Below are 15,538 nucleotides of genomic sequence, written 5' to 3'. Positions count from 1 at the left end.
CCGAACGAAAGGGGCAAGAGCCCTTTGGTTACTTTGGGGCTTTTCCAAAGTGACTCGCCGTAAGGGCGAAACCAATAGCCGCCATTACCGCAGAAACGGATATACACACACCCCTAAAACAATGCCTATCAACGAGCACCCTGCGGCTTATACCCCAACCGCAAACCACCCCAATGCCGCCCCTTGAGCATGATCGGCACCGAAAGATCGTGCATCAACTCCCCCGTGTCCCGCGTATAGGTTTGCAACAAAACAGCCTGTTGATGACTGCCACAACGAATCCCGGTGCGGTCGGCAAATTTGCGTTTGGTGCGGTTTTGCAGCGTATCGACCTGCACATCACCGGTCAGTGGCTGACTGAAAACCTTGTTATGGGTCGGCACATAACCTTGCTGCGTGCAGGCGATAGCAAACACCAGGCCTTCATGGCGCGGCAGTAACGGTTCCTGAATCGCCGGCAAAACCTTATCGGTGTAGCGGTCGAAACGGGTCTGGTACTTGGCCGGACTGGTGTCAGGAATGGCCTGATAACTGCGGTCGAACAAGTCATCGAGACTGACAAGACCCTGGTCGATATCCGCCTCAAAGCGCTCCGCAATCTGACGCGCGCCTTCGCGGGCCAGGTCATAAATCCGCTGGTGATAGTCATCCAGTCCGACCTCGGCCAGGCGCTCGCTGATGGTTTCAGCCTGACCTTCCATTTGCACCGCGGCTTGCGCCAGACGCTGAGTCTGTTGATCGCTGATCGCCAGATCGCTGCGCATCTGTTCGATGGCGTGAAACAGGCTGTCGAGTTGTTCGCGGTTGGTGTCGGCCCCCTTGGCAATATCGCCGACCTGACTTTCGACGCCTGCCGCCAGGCGGGCAATGTTCTCCAGGTGCTGGCCGGTGTGCTCGACCTGCTGGACACCGATGTCGAGGTCGCTGGACAGCTGCCGGATCTGCTCCACCACTTGCGCGGTGCGTTGCTGGATATCAGCGACCATCTCGCCGACTTCGCCGGTCGCCGTCGCTGTGCGCGCAGCCAAGCCGCGAACCTCGTCGGCGACCACCGCGAACCCGCGACCGTGCTCCCCGGCCCGTGCCGCTTCGATGGCCGCGTTCAATGCCAGCAGATTGGTCTGGCTGGCAATGGACTGGATCACCAGCGTGACCCGCTGGATATCGTCGCTGCGCAGGCTCAGGGCTTCGATCAGCTCACGACTGTTGCTCGCGCGCTGACTGAGTTGATGCATGCGGGTGATGGATTCGACCAGCTCCGTGCGCCCTGCCGCGCTGCTCTGATGCGCTTCGCTGGCGGCACTGAGGGCCGTTCGACTGAGTGTCGAGGTGGCTTGTTCGGTGGCGATCATCACTTCAGCGTTGCTGACAATCTGTGCCGCGGCACCAAGTTGCGATTGCAGTTTGTCGGCCAGTTGCTTGACCGAAAAGGCCACGCCGGCGGCCGACAAGGCGTTATGACTGGTGGTGTAGGAAAGATCGCGAGTCAGTTCGGCGATGGCGCTGGAGTTGTCGGCAGAGGGTTCTTCGGGAATGGCACGAGAACGCAGCCGAGGTAGCCAGATAATCAGGACGGCCAACGGCAAGCCAACGTAAAGCGGCCAGCCACCCAGCGTCATGCCGCACAGCAAGAGCATCAGGGCGATGCTTTGCAGCGTCGGCGTCAACCAGCGGGTCTTCGGTGCAAACACTGGTGCAGGCAATGCCCCAACCAGAGATCCGTCTCTCGTCATCTTCGTCACCCCATGCGTCTTCTAATTGTTGTGACTGCATTAAACGCCACTAGAGGGCCATTATCCATGGTCCATTAGTAGTGGTCGTTGCAGCAGATCAATAGAAGTGCGCGAGGTTTTTCGCAGACGAAAAAAAGCATCGCGGGCAAGCCTTGCTCCTTCAGGAGTGAGGCTTGCCCGCGATGCGGGGCGCTACGAAATCAGGCCTGACGCTGGTGCTTGTCGATCTGTTCGTGACGCTCTTGCGCTTCGATGCAGTACTTGGTGGTCGGGCTGATCAGCAGACGCTTCAGGCCAATGGCCTCGCCGCTGTCGTCGCACCAGCCGAAGCTGTCTTCCTTGATGCGCTCCAGCGCCTGTTCCAACTGAGGCAGCATGCGCTGGTCGCGATCGATCGCGTTCACCAGCCAGGTGCGCTCTTCTTCGACAGAAGCTGCGTCAGCCGGATCGGCCGGGGTATCCAGGCTCTCGATGGCGATGCGATTCTGTTCGATGCGCTCATGGGTTTCGACTTTCATGTTCTGCAACAGCTCAGAGAAAAAAGCATGTTGCTCGGCATTCATGTAGTCATCCGCCGGCATGGCCAGCAACTTGTCCTTTGTCATTGATATCTCTATAAAAAAACGTGCATTAAGGCGAATTAGGGAGCGTTCCGGCGGACCTGGTCTGGCCATCGGAAAGGCGCCGTTTATTCCAAGCGCCACCCGGCACTCAATTTACGAGGGGCGGCAGTCTAAGGCCGACTTGAGGCCTCAGCAACTGAAAAGACAGCGAATTTGTCCGACAAAGCCCCGAAAGTGCTCTATGTCAGCCTTTACGGTGGTTATCGGAGTGCGTTTATAGCAAGAAATTCAACCGAGCGGCTGTATATAGAAGACAAATGGCCTCAACGGTGGTGTTTACCGAGCACATTTGCAGGGCAATGAACCTCAGCTAAGGTTGTCCTCCCGAAATGGCAAATCTTGAGGAGAGGTTCAATGAAGTTGATCGGCATGCTGGATTCGCCCTACGTGCGACGCGTTGCCATTTCCGCCAAACGCCTGGGCATCGACCTCGATCATCAGTCGGTTTCGGTGTTTCGGCACTTCGAGCAGTTCCAGCAGATCAACCCGGTGGTCAAGGCGCCGACGCTGGTGCTGGATGACGGCGAGGTGTTGATCGACTCGACGTTGATCATCGATTACCTGGAGGCACTGGCCGGATCGGGTAACAGCCTGATGCCAGAGGACTTGAACCAACGCCTGCGTTCGTTGCGCTTGATCGGCCTGGCGTTGGCAGCCTGCGAGAAGTCGGTGCAACTTTATTACGAACGCAACCTGCGGCCCGCGGAAATTCAATTCGAGCCGTGGGTGGAACGGGTCGAGGGGCAATTGGCGGCCGCGTATTCGGCACTGGAGCGGGAGCTGGAACTGCAACCGTTGAAGACTGACGGTTCGATTGATCAGGACGGGATTACATTGGCGGTGGCCTGGAGCTTTACCTGCCTGGTAGTGCCGGATCAGGTGGATGCCTGGCAATTTCCACGGATCAGTGCGTTTACCGAGTATGCCGAGGGGCTTGAGGCATTCATGAGTACACCGATCGAATAGTGTTGCACCTGACAGCAGAAGAACGCGGTCTACTGTAGGAGCGAGCCTGCTCGCGATTTTTTATGCATTGCACAGGAGCTACTTGCGTTTGTAGCTCTTGTTGCCGCTGGGTGTCAGGCAATACACCCCGCCTCGTGGGCCGGTGCAAAACGAACCTGAGCCGCAAGTGCAGCCATCGGAGCTCTGCAATAAGGTTTGTGGGCGAGCCTGGCTTGAATCGCCATAACGTGCCGAGCAACTTTTCTTCGAGGCGCTGATAGAGCCGTCATTACACAGGAACAGGTCGCCATCACAACGATCGATACCGCCCTTCTTCCCCGAACACGGAGTGTTTCCCGCCCAGGCACTCCCGCTGATGACACACAGCAACAACACAACAATCGACATCCCGCCACGGCGAATCAAAGTGCGCACAGTCGAACTCCCTTTCAAGGTTATGGCCAGATGATATCAACGTTCCGGGCCGTCCCATGAGCCACATGAAAGTTAATTTAAAAAGTCGCCGGCATTTCTTGGCAGAATGCCCACACACTTGCCTTGAACTGACTATCAGGTCCGCCCTATGACCCGCATCTTGACCATCGAAGACGACGCCGTGACCGCCCGGGAGATCGTCGCCGAACTGAGCAGCCACGGCCTCGACGTGGATTGGGTCGACAATGGCCGTGAAGGTCTGGAGCGCGCGGTCAATGGCAACTATGACTTGATCACCCTCGACCGCATGTTGCCGGAGCTCGATGGCCTGGCGATCGTCACGACGCTACGGACCATGGGCGTGGCGACGCCGATCCTGATGATCAGCGCCCTCTCCGATGTCGATGAACGCGTGCGCGGTTTGCGTGCCGGCGGTGACGATTACCTGACCAAACCGTTTGCCACCGATGAAATGGCCGCCCGCGTCGAAGTGCTGCTGCGCCGGCAGAATACCGTGACCGCCCAGGCCACCACGCTGCGGGTCGCGGACCTGGAACTGAACCTGATCAGCCACGAAGCCAGCCGCGACGGCCAGTTGCTGACGCTGTTGCCCACTGAGTACAAGTTGCTGGAATTTCTGATGCGCAACACCGGGCAAATTCTGTCGCGGATGATGATTTTCGAAGAGGTCTGGGGTTATCACTTCGACCCCGGCACCAACCTGATCGACGTGCACATCGGCCGCCTGCGCAAGAAGATCGACCCGCCCGGCAATGTCCCACTGATTCGGACCGTGCGAGGCTCGGGTTATGTCATTGCCGAACCCCTCTAAAGGCTGGCGCTCTTCCAGCAGCCGGTTGCTGGCGCTCTACAGTTCGCTGTTCGTGCTCTGGAGCGGGATTCTCATGGGGGTCATGTATTACGAGGTGTCCGCCTACCTGGACAACCTGGCCAAGCACTCGCTGATGCAACGTCAGCATTTGTTCTCGCGTTTTTCCGGCGAGCAACTGCTGGACGCCCTCGCCGTCAGCATGACCTTCGATATTCGCGGCATCGACGCCTACGGCCTGTTCGATGCCGAGCATCGCTACCTCAACGGTGCCCTGCGCCACATTCCTAAAGGTTTGCCGCTGGACGGCAAGATTCACATGCTCAGCGACTGCGCCGACTCCGATGACCCGACGCTGCCCGCCGACAGTTGCGACGCCGTGGCGACCCAGACACGGGACGGTCGCTGGCTGATTCTGGTGCGCGACAACGGTTCGCTGTTCGCCGTGACCCGCATCATTCTGCACGCGTTGTTCTGGGGTGTGACCCTGACTATTTTGCCGGGCATCGTCGGATGGCACCTGTTGCGCCGTCGACCGTTGCGACGCATTCGCGGGATTCAGGCCAGCGCCGAGGCCATCGTAGCTGGCGACCTGACCCGACGCTTGCCGCTGTCCAATCGCCGCGACGAACTGGACATGCTCGCCGCCATCGTCAACGCCATGCTCGAACGCATCGAGCGTTTGATGAACGAGGTCAAGGGTGTATGCGACAACATCGCCCACGACTTGCGCACGCCGCTGACCCGCTTGCGGGCGCAGTTGTACCGCATGCAGCAACAGGCCGGCGAAGGGTCGGCAGAAGCGACACAGCTCGACTCGGTGCTCGCCGAAGCGGATACGCTGATGGCGCGTTTTCGCGGGTTGCTACGGATCTCCGAGCTGGAGGATCGTCAGCGGCGTTCCGGTTTTGTACAGCTGGATCCGGTGCCGTTGTTGCAGGAGCTGCACGACTTTTATCTGCCGTTGGCGGAAGAAGGCGAACTGACGTTCAAGCTGCAATTGCCTGACACTCTGCCGCCGCTGAACGGCGACCGGGCGTTGCTGTTCGAGGCGGTGGCCAACCTGTTGAGTAACTCGATCAAATTCACGCCGCCGGGGGGCGAGGTGATTTTGCGCGGGATCAACGAAGGTGGGCATACGCGGATCGAAGTGCTCGACTCCGGCCCCGGCATTGCGCTGGCCGAGCGCGAGGCGGTGTTTCAGCGCTTCTATCGCGCCGAGGGCGGCAATCAGCAAAGCGGCTTCGGGCTGGGCTTATCGATCGTCGCGGCGATTGTCAGCCTGCATGGGTTTACGCTCGAAGTGGGTGACAGCGAATCGGGCGGCGCACGGTTGGTGCTCGATTGCCGACAGAGCCTGATTGCCCAAAGCTGACACGAAATCCTGAATAGACACACCCCCCTGTAGGAGCCAGCTTGCTGGCGATGGCGTCATTGAAATCGCCTTCGCCGGCAAGCCTGGCTCCTACAGGATTGGCGTGTACCAAACATCCCGGTATACACGCACTTGTAGGAGCCGGCTTGCCGGCGATGGCGCCCGTGAAATCGCCATCACCGGTAAGCCGTGCGCCTACAGATCAACCGACGCGCAGTGCGCGCAAATCCAGTCGACCGTCCTTCAGCGGTGGGCACCAGTAGTAGCCGCCGGTGATCGGGCGACTGATGCGGTATAAGCCGTCGGTGATGCCGTCTTCCAGACCGCTCATGCGCCGCAGTTGGGCTTCGAAGGCGTCGAGGGAGAAACCGAACGCGAGGAACATCAGGCCGGCGCGATCCCCTTCGATCCACGGCATCGAGCGGCGGACCACGAACGCCTCAGGGGCGAAGCTTTCCTGGGCGGTGCGTTTGACGTGGGCAGAGATCGGCGCATCATCGATTTCTTCGTTGTCGCTCAAGCGACGGCCCATGATGTTGTCCTTTTCTTCGGACGGCATCGCGTGGAAGCCCTTCAGATCATGCTGCCACTGCTGGATCGCGGCGAAGCTGCCACCGACCACACCGTCAGCGCCCTCACCGATCAGCGCGGCAGCCACGGCGGCTTCGTCGTGCGGGTTTTCGGTGCCGTCTTCGTAACCGGTCAGGTCGTGGCCGGTGAGGTGGCGGAACGTTTCGTTCATCTGCACCAGACGCAGGGCCGGTGCCAGCGCGGCCTCGATGGCGGTGGCGCGATTGAGCAACTCGCCACGGTCGACACCATGCAACCAGCACCACAGCGCGTGCTGGGTCGACGGGTTGTCGACGCCAACGCCAGTCAGTGCCGGAAACGGCCGCAGCCCGTCGATCTGCACGTGCAGCGCCTTGACCAGGGATTCACCGAAACCGGCCACCGCCGACTTCCCGTCCACCAGCTGCATCAATTTTTCGAGCGCGGCCGGCAGAGCATCGACGGATTCCAGCGCGAAGAACATATGACGGGCTTGAGGTGGAACGGGGGTGGCGAGGATGCCCGGCTGGTAGTAACTCATATGAACTCCTTAATAAAGAGCATGAAGTTTACCCGCAGCGTCGGCCGTTGTGTGTTCTCAGGTCAAAAGATCGCCGGATCTTGACCCCGGCACTTAAAAAGTCGAGGCAATAAGGCGTATAACCTTTGAAGTGAATTCTGAACTGCAAGCCGCCAGCGCATGGCTTACATCACATGGAGTAGCGACATGACCACAGCACACATCCTCGGCAACCTGTTTCCCGACGCCAGCGACATTCCGGAAAAGTACCGCCTCGACGGCCAGACCGAGCAACGTGAATACCTGGTCGATGGCGAGCTGAAAACCTGGGCCGGCCCCCTCGCCCAAGTCCGCAGCCCGGTATACCTGACCGGCGAAAATGGCGACGAACAAGTGATCCTCGGCAGCACGCCGCTGCTCGATGCCGACACGGCGCTGACCGCCCTCGACGCCGCCGTCCGCGCCTATGACCGGGGCCAGGGCCTGTGGCCGACCATGCGCGTGGCCGAACGCATCCAGCACGTCGAAGCGTTTCTCGGGCGTATGCGCGAACAGCGCGAAGCCGTGGTCAAGTTGCTGATGTGGGAGATCGGCAAAAACCTCAAGGACTCGGAAAAAGAGTTCGACCGCACCTGCGACTATATCGTCGACACCATCAACGCCCTCAAGGAACTCGACCGCCGATCCAGTCGATTCGAGCTGGAACAGGACACGCTCGGGCAGATCCGCCGCGTACCGCTGGGCGTGGCGCTGTGCATGGGACCTTACAACTACCCGCTGAACGAAACCTTCACCACGCTGATTCCGGCGCTGATCATGGGTAACACCGTGGTGTTCAAACCGGCCAAGCTTGGCGTGCTGCTGATTCGTCCGCTGCTGGAAGCGTTCCGCGACAGCTTCCCGACCGGTGTGATCAACGTCATTTACGGCAGCGGCCGCGAGACGGTCAGCGCACTGATGGCCAGCGGCAAGATCGATATCTTCGCGTTCATCGGCACCAACAAGGCCGCCAGCGACCTGAAAAAACTCCACCCGAAACCGCACCGTTTGCGCGCAGCGCTGGGCCTGGATGCGAAAAACCCCGGCATCGTTTTGCCTGAGGTGGACCTGGACAACGCCGTGAACGAAGCGGTCACCGGTTCGCTGTCGTTCAATGGCCAGCGCTGCACCGCGCTGAAAATCCTCTTCGTCCACGAAGACGTGGTCGAGGCGTTCATCGACAAATTCAACGCCAAACTCGCCAGCCTAAAACCCGGCATGCCGTGGGAAAGCGGCGTAGCCCTGACGCCGCTGCCGGAGTCGGGCAAGGTCGATTATCTGCACGGACTGGTTGCGGATGCCGTGAACAAAGGTGCCCGTGTGGTCAACCCGAATGGCGGTGAGGCCCGCGCGTCCTTCTTCTATCCGGCGGTGTTGTTCCCGGTGACGCCGCAGATGCGCGTCTATCAGGAAGAACAGTTCGGCCCGGTGGTGCCAATCGTGCCTTACCGGCATCTGGACACAGTGATCGATTACGTCCTGGAGTCAGACTTCGGCCAGCAACTGAGTATCTTCGGCACCAACCCGGTGGCGGTTGGCCGTCTGGTCGACACTTTCGCCAACCAGGTCGGACGGATCAACCTCAACGCCCAGTGCCAGCGCGGTCCGGACACCTATCCGTTCAATGGTCGCAAGAACTCGGCCGAAGGCACTTTGTCGGTGCATGATGCGCTGCGGGTGTTCTCTATTCGCACGCTGGTCGCGACCAAGTTCCAGGAGACCAACAAGGACCTCATCAGCGAGATCATCAGCGGCCGCAGTTCGAGTTTCCTGACCACCGACTACATCTTCTGAGGACCACGAGTCTGAGCACCTTCAGAGCCCAAAGATTGCCACCACTGCTGCGTCGGGCACTGCGTCCGTTACTGGACCCGTACCGGCGCTATCGCCACGCCAGATTGATTCACGCCGTGCGTGTATCGCTGGGGTTGCTGGCGACGATCCTGCTGACCACCGGCATCCACCTGCCCCACGGTGAGTGGGCGTCGGTGACAATGCTGGTGGTGATCGGCGGTTTGCAGCACCACGGCAACATCGGCAAAAAAGCCGCCGAGCGCGCCATCGGCACCTTGATCGGCGCTGGTGTCGGCCTGTTATTGGTGGCACAACAAGCCTGGCTCGGGATGCCGTGGCTGACCTATTTTGCGATGTCGGTGGTCTGCGGATTTTTCTCATACCATGCCATCGGCAAGGGCGGTTACACGGCGCTGCTGTCGGCGATCACCGTGTTTATCGTCGCCGGGCATGGCGATAATCCGGTGACCGACGGGCTGTGGCGCGGGGTGGATATCCTGATCGGCATTGCCCTGGCCCTGGCATTTTCCTTTGCCCTGCCGCTTTACGCGGTTTACTCCTGGCGCTACAACCTGGCCGATGCGCTGCGCGATTGCGCGACGATTTACGGGCGCATCATCAATGGCCAACCCGTCACTGATGACGAGCACGTGAAGTTGATGAATCGCCTGAACACGGTGATGGTGCAACAGCGCTCGCTGATGCCGTCGGTGTCCAAGGAAGTGAAGATTTCAATGACCGAACTCGATGCCATCCAGCGCCATTTGCGCATGTGTGTCAGCACCCTGGAAATCCTCGGCAACACCCGACCCGATGCCAATGACCCCGACGCCATGGCGCATCTGCAATCGGCGTTGAAAGCGGAGCATCGGCTGATTCGCGTGCAACTGGTGGGGATGGCGCGGGCGCTGAAATCCGGCGCGTCCCAACGGCTGAATCGACCCGTCGAACTGCCGGCGGATTCGAGCCTGGACGCACCGGTCTACAACCCGCTGGACGGCTACCGGCTATTGATCCGGCAGCTGGCCAGCAACATTGGCGAAATGCGCCAGCGCCTGGCCAAGACAGCGCCGCGCTGGAACATCTGACGCCGGCTTATGGCGTTACCGTGCGCCGAAACTTCAGGCTCCAGCCTTGTTGCATGCCGGCGGCGGCCAGCAGAATCGCAGCGACACCGATCCATTGCAGCACTTCCAGACGATGGCCGAAGGCAAACCAGTCGACGAAAATCGCCGCAATCGGGTAAATGAACGACAACGCACCGGTCAGTGCCGTCGGCAATTTCTGGATCGCGCCGTACAGCAACACGTACATCACGCCGGTGTGAACAATGCCGAGAGTCACCAGGCTGGCCCAGGCGCTCGGTGCTTGCGGCAACGCCGAGAAGTGCGCGAATGGCGCGAGCAACAACACACCGGTGCTGACTTGAATCAGCGCAATCAGGTGCGGTGGCGTGCCGGTCAGGCGTTTGATGATCAACGCCGCAATCGCATAAAGGAAAGCGGCCCCGAGTGCCAGCGCGATGCCCATCAGGTAATCGTTGCCGCCCTCGCCCTGTTGCCCATGTGCGCTGACAATCGCCAGCATCCCCAGAAACGAAACGCCCAGCCAGAACAGTTTCTGCAGGGTGATTTTTTCGTTGAGGAACAGCGCGGCCAAGCCGACCAGCATAAACGGCTGAACGTTATATACCGCGGTGCCAATGGCAATCGAAGCGCGGGAGTAAGAGGCAAACAACAGCACCCAGTTGCCGACAATCGCCACGCCGCTGAGCACGGCCAGCAGGAACGTGGTGCGGGTCAGAATGCCGGGGCGCAGGAAGCCGAAAGCCGAGCAAATCAGCAACAAGGTGCCGGCGCCGAACACGCAACGCCAGAACACCACGTCCAGCACCGGTTGCCCGGACACCAGCACGAACCAGCCGATGGTCCCGGAAATCAGCATGGCGGCGGTCATCTCGAATGACCCGCGACGAAGTGTTTTGTCCATCATCAGACTCCTGTGATTGAGCCCAAAGTATGCCCATCCAACCGGGGGCTTCTCCAGCGCAAAAAGCAGGCTAAACTCGACATCTGCCTTTTTTATCAAGGCGGTTTCGATTAATTGCCTTACAGGGGTTGCGCCATGACTGACGATATCGACCAGGTACTGATTACGGCGTTGATGGAAGACTCACGGCGTTCGCTCAAGGCGCTGGCAAACCTCAGCGGCCTGTCCTCACCGAGCGTCGCCGAGCGTTTGCGCCGCCTCGAAGAACGCGGCGTGCTAAAGGGCTACACCGTCGAGATTGATCCCAAGTGTTTCGGCTATCAACTCCAGGCCATCGTGCGAATCCGCCCGTTGCCGGGCCAGTTGCAAGAGGTGGAGCGGCAAATCCAGGCGATTCCCGAATTCACCGAGTGCGACAAGGTCACCGGCGACGACTGCTTCATCGCCCGCCTGCACGTGCGCTCGATGGAACAGCTGGACACCCTCCTCGACCGCCTCAACACCCATGCAGAAACCAACACCGCCATCGTCAAGAAAACCCCGGTGAAACGGCGGTTACCGCCCATGGCGTGAGCCTTCAGCCAAATCGCAGGCAAGAAAAAACCCGCCGAAGCGGGTTTTTTACTCATGGACGTCGATTAATCATCGCGGCTCATGATGCCGAAGATCTGCAACAAGCTGATGAACAGGTTGTAGATCGACACATACAGGCTGATGGTCGCCATGATGTAGTTGCGCTCGCCGCCGTGAATGATGGCGCTGGTCTGGAACAGAATGCAGACCGAGGAGAACAGCACAAAACCTGCGCTGATCGCCAGTTGCAGACCGCTGACCTGGAAGAAGAAGCTCGCCAGCGTCGCACCCAGCAGCACGAAGAAACCTGCGGTGATAAAGCCACCGAGGAAGCTCATGTCCTTACGGGTGATCAGCACGTAAGCCGACAGACCGCCGAACACCAGCGCCGTCATCGCGAAGGCCGAGCTGACAACTTCCGCGCCGCCCTGCATGCCCAGGTAACGGTTGAGGATCGGGCCGAGCAGGAAACCCATGAAACCGGTCAAGGCAAACGCCGACACCAGGCCCCACGCGGAATCACGGAGTTTGTTGGTTAGGAAGAAAAGGCCGTAGAAACCGATCAGCACCACGAAGATATTCGGGTAGCCAACTCGCATCTGCTGGGCGACGAACGCCATCACGCCGCTGAATGCGAGGGTGAGAGCGAGCAAGCCGTATGTGTTGCGCAGGACGCGGCTAACCTCTAGCTGCTCAGCCTGCACGCTGTTATTAACTGCGTAATCCTGTTCGCGCATGGCGACACTCCTGTTGGTTTGAAACGTTCAGTCGCAAAGATCATAACAGACGCTCTGTAACAAGCCATGCACAGAGTTTGACAGTGTGTTTCATTCAGGTATTATGGCGCCCGCAACGCAAACGGAGGTGTGGCCGAGTGGTTTAAGGCAACGGTCTTGAAAACCGTCGACTGTAACAGGTCCATGAGTTCGAATCCCATCGCCTCCGCCATCTTATGTACGACAAAGCCCTGATTATTCAGGGCTTTGTCGTTTCTGGGGTTTGGGAATCGGCTGTGAAATCTGAGTCGTCGTTTCCGCATTTTTTAGGCTATTTCCGCCCCCCAGAAATCTTTGGCACTCATTCCCCTTACCCCCCGCGCCGGCATTTTTCCAACCTGAAACCACCTCTTCGGTTCAGTTCTCCCTTGTTACGCTGCCATCTACCAAGTAGGAGTTGCTATACCGAACTCAGACTTGCTGCCTTCTCTGCTGTACAAGATCAACGAAAACCAACTCGCCCGTCGCTCGCCGTGTTGATGGCGCCTGGGGAGTGCTCTCGGCCAGAAGCAGTCACTTGAAACATGAATGGGAGCTTAAAAACGGCAAATCTACAATGTCGCGCGTAAGTCACCAGACAGACGTTTTTCTAACCGAGTTTACCCACCAAGCGAACTGCAATGGCCTGGACGATGGTCAACCCCAACCCTGCTCCCGGGTCATTTCCACGGCTAGCCGAACCCATCATCTAAGCCCTTCAACGTGCGCCGAGGATGGCTGATCAACAGGGTGACCAACCTATGCTCCGTGCTCCGTATTTCCTGGCCGAGCGAAAAACAAAAGCAGCTATCTCACCGATGACGCTTTAAGACCTGAAAGCCAAAGCGATACACCTTGCTCGCCTGTATTGTCACGTTGTTGAAGTTGGAGAAGGATCAAGACTGGAGAGTTCGACACTATCGCGATACTCCGGCACCGAAACCGACCAGCCCAGCTCCAGACTGATTCGTCGACGCAGTACATCGGAGGCGTTAGGTTCCCCATGCACCACAAATGTATGTTTGGGAGGTCGCTTGAACCCACGCAACCACTGAATGATCTCATCGGCGTCGGCGTGTGCGGACAGTGTTTGCATCGACACGACTTCGGCCCGGATCGGCACGTCTTTTCCGTGGATACGAACGGAAGGAGCGCACGCGACAATCTGCGCGCCACGGGTGCCACCAGCCTGGAAGCCTGGCATTAGCAGCGTGTTAATCGGCTTGGGGGCCAGCGCCTTGAGGTGATGGACAACCCGTCCTCCCGTGGCCATGCCGCTGGCGGCGATAATCACCGCCGGGGTAGTTTGCTGATCCAGCTCGATCGAATCTTTGACAGTACGCACGAATTGCGCAACATGGCACATGCCTTCGCAGTCCTCTAGAGATAATCTGTGCTCGCTACGAAAACGCTGGTACAAGCTCGTGACGTCGGTGGCCATCGGGCTGTTGAGGTAAATTGGAATATCGGGAATCGCCCTTTTCCGTTTCAACTGATATAGGTGATACATCAACAGTTGGGCACGTCCTACCGCGAACGATGGCACCAAGGTTATCCCTCGGCGTAGCGCGGTACGGGTAATGACCTCAGCCAATTGTTCCTGCGGCGACTCGACTGGATGCTTACGATCACCATAGGTCGACTCTACCAGCAGGTAATCCGCCTGTTCGACGGTTTCCGGAGCGAACATCAAAGGATCATCGAGCCGCCCCAAATCCCCTGAAAACACCAAGGCCAGGCCGTTGGCGATCACCTCCACCGTAGCGGCACCCAAGATATGCCCGGAGCAACGAAGCTGGATGGTCATATCCGTGACAATTTCCACCTTGTGGTGCAGCTCTACTGGTCGCAACAGCTTTAGTGCTTTTTTGGCATCTTGCTCGGTGTAAAGCGGCAACGCCGGGTTGTGCTTTGAGAAGCCATGCCGATTCAAGAACTCTGCCTCTTCTTCCTGCAAGCGGCCACTGTCTAGCAGCAGAATTTTTACCAGCTCACAGGTAGCTGGAGTGGCGTAAACCGGGCCGCGATAACCATTGCGCACCAGTACGGGTAAATAACCGCTGTGATCGAGATGCGCATGGGTCAGGACAATGGCGTTGAGGTCGCTGACCGGAAATTGCAACGGATCCCTGTTGTGTAATCGCAGTTGCTTGTAGCCCTGGAATAAACCGCAATCAATCAGCACATGTTGGTTACGATGTTCCAGTAAGTACTTGCTGCCCGTGACTGTGCCCGCGGCACCTAGAAATGTGATTCGCATGGCCAATTTCCTTGAGCATTCAGGGGAATACTATTGATCGCTCCTTTTGACTCAAGGCCAGTTGACTTTTATCAACTGCAAGCTCGACGGTGCTCCTCTCAATCGGGCGGGGGCAGTGGTTTGACGATCATCAGACTGCACGGTGCTCGGTTCAACACAGACTCGGCAGTACTGCCAATAAACCGATCGTACCCATGGTGATAAACCGTGCCCAACACAACCATGTCAAAAGCATTCTGCTGAGCGAAAAGTCCGATGACCTTTTGGGGGTTCCCCGTCAGCGAATGTCGACGTGTATTTTTGATGCAATAGCGCTCCGCAAGCACATCCAAGGCCTCTTGCTGGGCATCCTGAATCGCGTCCCTCAAACTGTCATCAAAACTGCTTGTCGGCACACTCATCGGCGTATCACTCATCACGGACCAACGACTGACATTGAGCAAGTGCAGCGAGGCACCACAACTGGCCGCCAGCGTAGAGGCCAGATCGAGTACTCGGTCATTCAATCCCTGAGTTAGCTCTTCCAGATGGGACAGATCAATTGCCGCGAGAATTTTCATTGGTTTGGGATTTGCGGCACTGGTCACCAAGTGCAAGTGGGCCGGACACTCGCGCAACAAGTGCCAGTCCAAAGGTCGGTGAAAGGCCCGGTCGAGTGCCGGCACGTAATGGGTATCCTTGATCACCAGGTCCGGAAGAAAGTCATTCACGTACTCAAGCATGTGCGCCAGACTCGATCGGGCCCAGACCACTTCAGTGGTCACCTGTATTCCGATACATCGTTCAAACCGGGCTTGCTGCTCCAGCCAATGCCGGTGCACCTGCAGATAACCTTCCCTAGCCTGTGCCATCGCATCGTGGTTCAACAAACCGGCCACCGCCAGTGCCGGGACATAATCGAACGCGACAATGTGCAATAACGCACCCGTCGCACAAGCCAAGGCATACGCACGTTCAAACGCCGGGCTAAGGGTCATTTCGCTGGGGGCTATCAATAAAATGCGTTTGAGTTTGAGCATCACGTACCCCTCCCTGAAACCATTTATCTGCCTGATCGCAACCCGGACTTCCTTTCGTCAGGCTTCAGGCAAACGCTTGTTACTTGCGATTGGCCTTCTG

At 58.5% G+C, this 15,538-nt stretch carries 14 protein-coding genes and 1 tRNA gene; 7 read left to right on the top strand and 8 right to left on the bottom strand.

Going from position 1 to position 15,538, the window contains the following annotated elements; all coding sequences use genetic code 11:
• Positions 1–128 precede the first annotated feature (128 nt).
• Together PMI32_RS17820 and PMI32_RS17825 are read right to left on the bottom strand one after the other, a co-directional pair.
• Complete coding sequence (locus PMI32_RS17820; protein ID WP_443216508.1) at positions 129–1,352, bottom strand: methyl-accepting chemotaxis protein; 1,224 nt, start codon at positions 1,350–1,352, stop codon at positions 129–131.
• Between the two features lie 581 nt (positions 1,353–1,933).
• Positions 1,934–2,338 (bottom strand): TraR/DksA family transcriptional regulator, encoded by a 405-nt coding sequence (locus PMI32_RS17825; RefSeq protein ID WP_007907888.1) that lies wholly within the window; start codon positions 2,336–2,338, stop codon positions 1,934–1,936.
• 372 nt (positions 2,339–2,710) lie between these two features.
• Between PMI32_RS17825 and PMI32_RS17830 the strand changes: the two genes are divergently transcribed.
• A complete protein-coding gene (locus PMI32_RS17830; protein WP_008028108.1) occupies positions 2,711–3,322 on the top strand; it encodes a glutathione S-transferase family protein in 612 nt (203 codons plus the stop codon).
• Positions 3,323–3,400: 78 nt separating this feature from the next.
• Here PMI32_RS17830 and PMI32_RS29700 read toward each other — a convergent pair whose 3' ends face one another.
• On the bottom strand, positions 3,401–3,736 hold the full coding sequence (locus tag PMI32_RS29700; RefSeq protein ID WP_008028106.1) for a YdcA family protein: 336 nt from the start codon (positions 3,734–3,736) through the stop codon (positions 3,401–3,403).
• Between the two features lie 148 nt (positions 3,737–3,884).
• Here PMI32_RS29700 and PMI32_RS17835 point away from each other — a divergent pair, with 148 nt between their 5' ends.
• Together PMI32_RS17835 and PMI32_RS17840 are read left to right on the top strand one after the other, a co-directional pair.
• Positions 3,885–4,568 (top strand): response regulator transcription factor, encoded by a 684-nt coding sequence (locus PMI32_RS17835; RefSeq protein ID WP_008028105.1) that lies wholly within the window; start codon positions 3,885–3,887, stop codon positions 4,566–4,568.
• A complete protein-coding gene (locus tag PMI32_RS17840; RefSeq protein WP_008028103.1) occupies positions 4,546–5,940 on the top strand; it encodes a sensor histidine kinase in 1,395 nt (464 codons plus the stop codon). Before PMI32_RS17835 ends, PMI32_RS17840 begins: the two co-directional genes overlap by 23 nt.
• A gap of 202 nt (positions 5,941–6,142) precedes the next feature.
• Here PMI32_RS17840 and PMI32_RS17845 read toward each other — a convergent pair whose 3' ends face one another.
• A complete protein-coding gene (locus tag PMI32_RS17845; RefSeq protein WP_008028101.1) occupies positions 6,143–7,030 on the bottom strand; it encodes a Dyp-type peroxidase in 888 nt (295 codons plus the stop codon).
• Between the two features lie 186 nt (positions 7,031–7,216).
• Between PMI32_RS17845 and PMI32_RS17850 the strand changes: the two genes are divergently transcribed.
• Positions 7,217–8,842, top strand: coding sequence for an NADP-dependent glyceraldehyde-3-phosphate dehydrogenase (locus tag PMI32_RS17850; RefSeq protein ID WP_008028100.1), 1,626 nt, complete (start codon positions 7,217–7,219; stop codon positions 8,840–8,842).
• Positions 8,843–8,886: 44 nt separating this feature from the next.
• Entirely contained in the window at positions 8,887–9,930 is a 1,044-nt protein-coding gene (locus tag PMI32_RS17855; RefSeq protein WP_032828704.1) for an FUSC family protein, read from the top strand.
• Between the two features lie 7 nt (positions 9,931–9,937).
• Here PMI32_RS17855 and PMI32_RS17860 read toward each other — a convergent pair whose 3' ends face one another.
• Positions 9,938–10,831 carry a DMT family transporter gene (locus PMI32_RS17860; protein ID WP_008028096.1) on the bottom strand — a complete coding sequence of 298 codons (894 nt, stop codon included), beginning with the start codon at positions 10,829–10,831 and terminating at the stop codon, positions 9,938–9,940.
• A gap of 135 nt (positions 10,832–10,966) precedes the next feature.
• On the opposite strand from PMI32_RS17860, the gene PMI32_RS17865 reads away from it, so the two are divergent.
• A complete protein-coding gene (locus PMI32_RS17865) occupies positions 10,967–11,404 on the top strand; it encodes an Lrp/AsnC family transcriptional regulator (protein WP_008028095.1) in 438 nt (145 codons plus the stop codon).
• 65 nt (positions 11,405–11,469) lie between these two features.
• Here PMI32_RS17865 and PMI32_RS17870 read toward each other — a convergent pair whose 3' ends face one another.
• The gene (locus PMI32_RS17870) at positions 11,470–12,141 is read right to left on the bottom strand and encodes a Bax inhibitor-1/YccA family protein (protein ID WP_007915443.1); all 672 of its coding nucleotides are present in this window, start codon (positions 12,139–12,141) and stop codon (positions 11,470–11,472) included.
• 123 nt (positions 12,142–12,264) lie between these two features.
• On the opposite strand from PMI32_RS17870, the gene PMI32_RS17875 reads away from it, so the two are divergent.
• Positions 12,265–12,352, top strand: a tRNA-Ser gene (locus PMI32_RS17875).
• A gap of 678 nt (positions 12,353–13,030) precedes the next feature.
• Here PMI32_RS17875 and PMI32_RS17880 read toward each other — a convergent pair.
• A complete protein-coding gene (locus PMI32_RS17880; RefSeq protein ID WP_008028093.1) occupies positions 13,031–14,419 on the bottom strand; it encodes an MBL fold metallo-hydrolase RNA specificity domain-containing protein in 1,389 nt (462 codons plus the stop codon).
• A gap of 98 nt (positions 14,420–14,517) precedes the next feature.
• Entirely contained in the window at positions 14,518–15,438 is a 921-nt protein-coding gene (locus tag PMI32_RS17885; RefSeq protein ID WP_008028092.1) for a universal stress protein, read from the bottom strand.
• Between the last annotated feature and the right edge of the window lie 100 nt (positions 15,439–15,538).

It is taken from the genome of Pseudomonas sp. GM60 (assembly GCF_000282415.1).
Lineage (GTDB): Bacteria > Pseudomonadota > Gammaproteobacteria > Pseudomonadales > Pseudomonadaceae > Aquipseudomonas > Aquipseudomonas migulae.
Note: the sequence above shows the minus strand (reverse complement) of the source record. Positions and strands in the feature narration are given on the sequence as shown.

Excerpts from the sequence above, each read along its gene's own strand:
- PMI32_RS17820 (WP_443216508.1), bottom strand. The coding sequence starts at position 1,352 with ATGATCGCCACCGAACAAGCCACCTCGACACTCAGTCGAACGGCCCTC.
- PMI32_RS17825 (WP_007907888.1), bottom strand. The coding sequence starts at position 2,338 with ATGACAAAGGACAAGTTGCTGGCCATGCCGGCGGATGACTACATGAAT.
- PMI32_RS17830 (WP_008028108.1), top strand. The coding sequence starts at position 2,711 with ATGAAGTTGATCGGCATGCTGGATTCGCCCTACGTGCGACGCGTTGCC.
- PMI32_RS17835 (WP_008028105.1), top strand. The coding sequence starts at position 3,885 with ATGACCCGCATCTTGACCATCGAAGACGACGCCGTGACCGCCCGGGAG.
- PMI32_RS17840 (WP_008028103.1), top strand. The coding sequence starts at position 4,546 with ATGTCATTGCCGAACCCCTCTAAAGGCTGGCGCTCTTCCAGCAGCCGG.
- PMI32_RS17845 (WP_008028101.1), bottom strand. The coding sequence starts at position 7,030 with ATGAGTTACTACCAGCCGGGCATCCTCGCCACCCCCGTTCCACCTCAA.
- PMI32_RS17850 (WP_008028100.1), top strand. The coding sequence starts at position 7,217 with ATGACCACAGCACACATCCTCGGCAACCTGTTTCCCGACGCCAGCGAC.
- PMI32_RS17860 (WP_008028096.1), bottom strand. The coding sequence starts at position 10,831 with ATGGACAAAACACTTCGTCGCGGGTCATTCGAGATGACCGCCGCCATG.
- PMI32_RS17865 (WP_008028095.1), top strand. The coding sequence starts at position 10,967 with ATGACTGACGATATCGACCAGGTACTGATTACGGCGTTGATGGAAGAC.
- PMI32_RS17870 (WP_007915443.1), bottom strand. The coding sequence starts at position 12,141 with ATGCGCGAACAGGATTACGCAGTTAATAACAGCGTGCAGGCTGAGCAG.
- PMI32_RS17880 (WP_008028093.1), bottom strand. The coding sequence starts at position 14,419 with ATGCGAATCACATTTCTAGGTGCCGCGGGCACAGTCACGGGCAGCAAG.
- PMI32_RS17885 (WP_008028092.1), bottom strand. The coding sequence starts at position 15,438 with ATGCTCAAACTCAAACGCATTTTATTGATAGCCCCCAGCGAAATGACC.